Origin of the sequence: Lactobacillus apis (assembly GCF_002837055.1) — a bacterium.
Classification (GTDB): Bacteria; Bacillota; Bacilli; order Lactobacillales; family Lactobacillaceae; genus Lactobacillus; species Lactobacillus apis.
This window is the reverse complement of the sequence record NZ_PDKP01000032.1, coordinates 1-4390: the sequence shown is the minus strand read 5'-3', so window position 1 is coordinate 4390 and position 4390 is coordinate 1. Positions and strand designations below refer to the sequence as shown.

Here is a 4390-nt window from a genome sequence, read left to right as displayed (position 1 = left end):
AATATGGAAAGCAAGAAGGTCCAGAGGGCTGGGTCCAAACAATTGATTAATTAAAATAGAAAAGGTGCCGAGATATCAAATCTCGGCACCTTTTTAATTGGCAATGTTCTTTAGAACCAGTTCTAACATTTTTGGAAAACTCTTATCAGCAGGTAGTGATTTATCCGCAAACCAACCAGTTCCAACATTTACAATGTCGCCGATAGTTAAATCACGAAGATAGCGACTAGCAAGCAACTGCTGCTTTGGTTCTGAATATTCAGTAGCCAATAGTTGATTTATCAAAGAGCGTAGCTGCTCAAAGGCTGCAGTTACTTCGGGATAAGCATTAGTCCGAGGCATTTTTAGAACTAGCTGAGTTAGTTTGAAATGCTTAAGTGCAAGTGAGCGGAACTCTGTAGCCAAAGCGATAATGCCCTTGATTCCTGTTTGCCCAAAGATTTTTTGTTGAAGTTGCTGACTTACTTGGTTGATAGCCCAAGCAACGACACAATAGCTTAATTCTTGTTGATTAGAGAAATAACTATAAAGTGCTTGTGAGCGTGTACCTAATTGTTGGGCAACTAGCGAAAAACTTAGTTCACTACCTGATTCGATTAAAGAAACGCTAGTTTCAATGATTTTTTGTTTGGATAAAATTTGACGTGGCATTATTAACCTCGAATAGACTTGACTGTTACAATGTGTAAACTATAATTACATATTGTAAATATATTTTAGTGTTTAATATTTAAGAAGGCAAATATAATGAAAATTTTCTATTATTGCTAATCGGTTTGGTGATAGGCACTCTTGTTATCCTGTTTGGTGGGGGTGGTGCCGCAATTTATTTGGGAATATTAACAGGTTTATTTGGCTTAAAAGCTGCAAGTGCCTCGGCAACTTCATTAATGACTGCTTTACCTTCATTAATTATTGGCGCATGGAGCTATTATCGTCAAGGAAAAATTAATACTAAAATTGGCAATCAAATGTTATTGGTAGCAATTCCTGCTGTAATAGTTGGTGCACTCTTATCAAAATATATTCCTGCTAATTTGTACAAATGGTTGATAGGCATAGTCTTAATTTTACTTGGCATCAACATGCTCATCCAAAAGAAAAATAAGACTTCGGATTCAATGCATAAGCAAGGCCATGCCAGATTGCAGGCAAGTTTATTCGGGATTTTTGGTGGACTAATGGTCGGTGTTGCAGGAATGAGCGGAGGAGCTGTAATTATTGCTGGACTGTTTTTGCTTGGCTTAAAGGACTTTCAGGCAACGGCAACTTCAACCTATGTTTTAGTGTTTATGACCGCTACAGGTGCACTGTTCCATATTGCAGGAGGCCAAGTAGATTGGGCAGCCGGACTACCATTAATGATTGGTGCATTAGTAGGAGCAATAATTGCGCCCAAATTGGCACAATTACTGGCAAAAACAAAGATCACAAAGTATATGAAGCCGGCTACTGGGGTGTTATTAATACTGCTAGGTGCTAAGTCTTTACTATAAAAAATCTGGGAAGCGCTTTCCAAAATAGTACAGATGTGCTACTATAAATTTACATTCAAGTTGGATCGTAACAGTTTAGAAACTGGCGAAACCGAAAAAGTATGTATAATTGTATGCTTTTTCGGTTTTTTTGTGCAAAAAGGAGAGTAGAAATGGAACAAAGGCAGTATTCCGAAGAATTAATAACTGAACTACAGAAAAATACAAGAGTTGAAGTTATCAACGGAGTAGAAGAATTAGTTAAACCAGTACCAGGTCAAAAGGGAGAAACAAGGTTAGATATCGTTGACCCACATGTCAAAACAATTATTCAGAAAAAAATGAGTGAAGGAATAGGTTCTAAACCATTTTCATTAAATTTTGATCGAAACCGACCTGAAAATATTACTTATGATTTAACAACAAGCGAAGTGAGTGAAGAAGAGCAACTAGTAGAAGTTGATCATGACCATTACGTCGATACTTTTGTTTTTAAAGCTGAGCATTCTAATAAGGCTAACCCTATTTTGGTTTATTTCCATGGGGGAGCTTTTATGACAGGCAAAATTGAAGAATTCGGTAAGCAAATGAAGTATATTGCTGAACAGGCACAAGCTACCGTTATTTTTCCGCAGTATCGATTGGCACCGGAAAATCCTTATCCAGCAGCAATTAATGATGCTATGGGGATTATTAAGTGGGCAAGTGAAAATCACGAACTACTTGGATCAAATAGTGAAAAATTAGTTTTGGCTGGTGACAGTGCGGGAAGTAGCCTAATCAATTCATGCATTGTTTTAATGAAAGATACCTCAATTATCGCTAGAGCAGTGGAATTATATCCTGCTATTGATAATGATATGAAACCTTATTATGATTGGAGCAAATTTGACGTTTGTCCTGAGGATGAACAGTATGCAAAAAATAGGGTTTGTCGAATGCTTAATTCTATTGATAATTTTGAAAAAAATTATTTACACTACAAGATAGATCCAAGGGACGAAGTAGTCGATTTCTTTAATGTTAGAGACTGGAGTAAAATACCACCAATAACTTTTATTTTAAATCAATATGATTTGATTACATTGGTGGCAGAAGAGTTTATAAAAAAGGCACTAGAGCATGACGTACAGTTGAATATTATTAAATATTTAGGGTGCGATCATGGAAGTCTTAACTTTTTTGGTTCAGAGCCGCAGGCAGAAGACATGTGTATTGAGATTGCTAATATTGTTAAAAAAGCGCTTGCATGATTAATATATAGCTGATAATATAATAAGCGAAAAATATGAATAACGGATCGTAACAGTTTAGAAACTGGCGAAACCAAAATAAGGACTATTAGCACGGACTTTTGCAGTGTTAAGGATCATTATTTTGGTTTTTTGCTTTTTAGGAGGAAAAATAATGGCAATTGTAGGAGCAAGAATTGATAACAGGTTACTTCATGGTATTGTTGCAACTAGCTGGGCACCAGATTCAGGAGCTACAAGAGTAATGGTAATTGATGACAACGTGGCAGATGACCCGCAAAAAAAGCAGGCAATGAAATTGGGACGTCCTTCGGGAATGGCTGTATCCATAATTTCTAAGCAAACTGCTCTAGATAACTTTAAGGATCATAAATATGATCGGCAAAAGGTTTTCATCATTTCACAGACGCCAGATGTTTTTCTTGATCTTCTTAATCAAGGTGAAGAACTGAACGAGCTTGTTTTAGGAGGAACGTTAACCTTTGATAATGCGATAAAAGTAACTAAGAGAGCTTATATTAAGCCTGAGCAGGAGGAAACATATCAGGCAATTATTAATAAGGGATGCAAAGTAATCTCTAAATATGTTCCACAGGATGACAGTGTAGATGTAGCTAAAGTTTTACGTAATAAAAAGGCTGGTGCTTAATTATGGGGTTTACAATTTGGCAAGTAATTTTAGTCACTATTTTGGCTTATATACAAAGATTAGATTTTGAAACAACACAAATAGTTCCAGCGAATTATATGTTCTGGTCCTGCACTGTAGGAGCTGTATTGGGCGACTTTCAAATGGGGCTTGTTGTTGGAGCAACCATCCAATTAATGTCATTGGGAGTTGCTGCCCTAGGTGGTAGCTCTGTTCCAGATTATGCAGTTGCTGCAATGATTTCGACTGCTGTTGCAATTGGTACTGGAAAAGGTATGGCAGCAGGACTGGCATTAGGTGTTCCAGTTGGAATGATTTGTATTCAGTTAGATGTTCTATTAAAGATTCTCAACTCATTTATTACCAATAAAGCACATGAATTGGCCGATAAGCGTCAATACCGTAAGATGCGGATGCTAATTCCTGTAATGACATCATTAATGCCTCTTGAATCAGCTGTACCTGTTTTTATTGCCGTCTTATTTGGCAGGCCAGTTGTTAATGCTATTCTCAATTTTATGCCAACTTGGTTTACTGTTGGTCTGAACGTTGCTGGTGGAATGCTACCAGCAGTCGGAATGGCAATGCTTCTATCCTACATGCCATTGAAAAAATATGGTTACTGGTTATTGGTTGGCTTTGCCTTATCTGCTTATTTGAAGATGCCTGTTTTAGGAGTTGCATTAATTGGTGTTGCAGGTGCAATACCAACATTTATGAACTATTCAACTAGTAGTAATGCAGGAACAAGTGCAAATGGTTTAAGTCAGGAGGATATGGAAGATGAGTAAAGAAAAAAATACTATACAAGAAGGAAGAGTTTTAAATAAAAAGGATATATGGCGTGCCATGAGACGACATTATCTAGCCATTAGTACTTACAACTATGATAGTGGGTTTGCAGCTACTCTTGTATGGGAATTGTTTCCAGCTTTAAGTAAAATATATAAAGACGACCCTGATGGTTTACAGGCTTCAATTGATAATCAATTTAAATTTTATAATTGTAATCC

General features: G+C 36.7%; 6 protein-coding genes. 5 read left to right on the top strand and 1 reads right to left on the bottom strand.

The genetic code is table 11. The features are described 5' to 3' along the window. Positions 1-93: 93 nt before the first annotated feature. A complete protein-coding gene (locus tag CRG87_RS07535; protein WP_074426190.1) occupies positions 94-651 on the bottom strand; it encodes a TetR/AcrR family transcriptional regulator in 558 nt (185 codons plus the stop codon). Between the two features lie 113 nt (positions 652-764). Here CRG87_RS07535 and CRG87_RS07530 point away from each other — a divergent pair, with 113 nt between their 5' ends. The 5 genes from CRG87_RS07530 to CRG87_RS07510 form a co-directional block, all read left to right on the top strand. Continuing rightward, positions 765-1496: a sulfite exporter TauE/SafE family protein gene (locus tag CRG87_RS07530; protein ID WP_074426191.1), complete on the top strand. Its 732-nt coding sequence runs from the start codon at positions 765-767 to the stop codon at positions 1494-1496. Positions 1497-1648: 152 nt separating this feature from the next. Further along, on the top strand, positions 1649-2728 hold the full coding sequence (locus tag CRG87_RS07525; RefSeq protein ID WP_074426192.1) for an alpha/beta hydrolase: 1080 nt from the start codon (positions 1649-1651) through the stop codon (positions 2726-2728). A gap of 154 nt (positions 2729-2882) precedes the next feature. After that, entirely contained in the window at positions 2883-3377 is a 495-nt protein-coding gene (locus tag CRG87_RS07520; RefSeq protein ID WP_074426193.1) for a PTS system mannose/fructose/N-acetylgalactosamine-transporter subunit IIB, read from the top strand. A 2-nt stretch (positions 3378-3379) separates the two neighbouring features. Continuing rightward, entirely contained in the window at positions 3380-4168 is a 789-nt protein-coding gene (locus CRG87_RS07515) for a PTS mannose/fructose/sorbose/N-acetylgalactosamine transporter subunit IIC (RefSeq protein ID WP_074426194.1), read from the top strand. Next, a partial coding sequence (locus CRG87_RS07510) for a PTS system mannose/fructose/sorbose family transporter subunit IID (RefSeq protein WP_165775979.1) occupies positions 4161-4390 on the top strand: 230 nt, incomplete at its 3' end. The genes CRG87_RS07515 and CRG87_RS07510, both read left to right, overlap by 8 nt.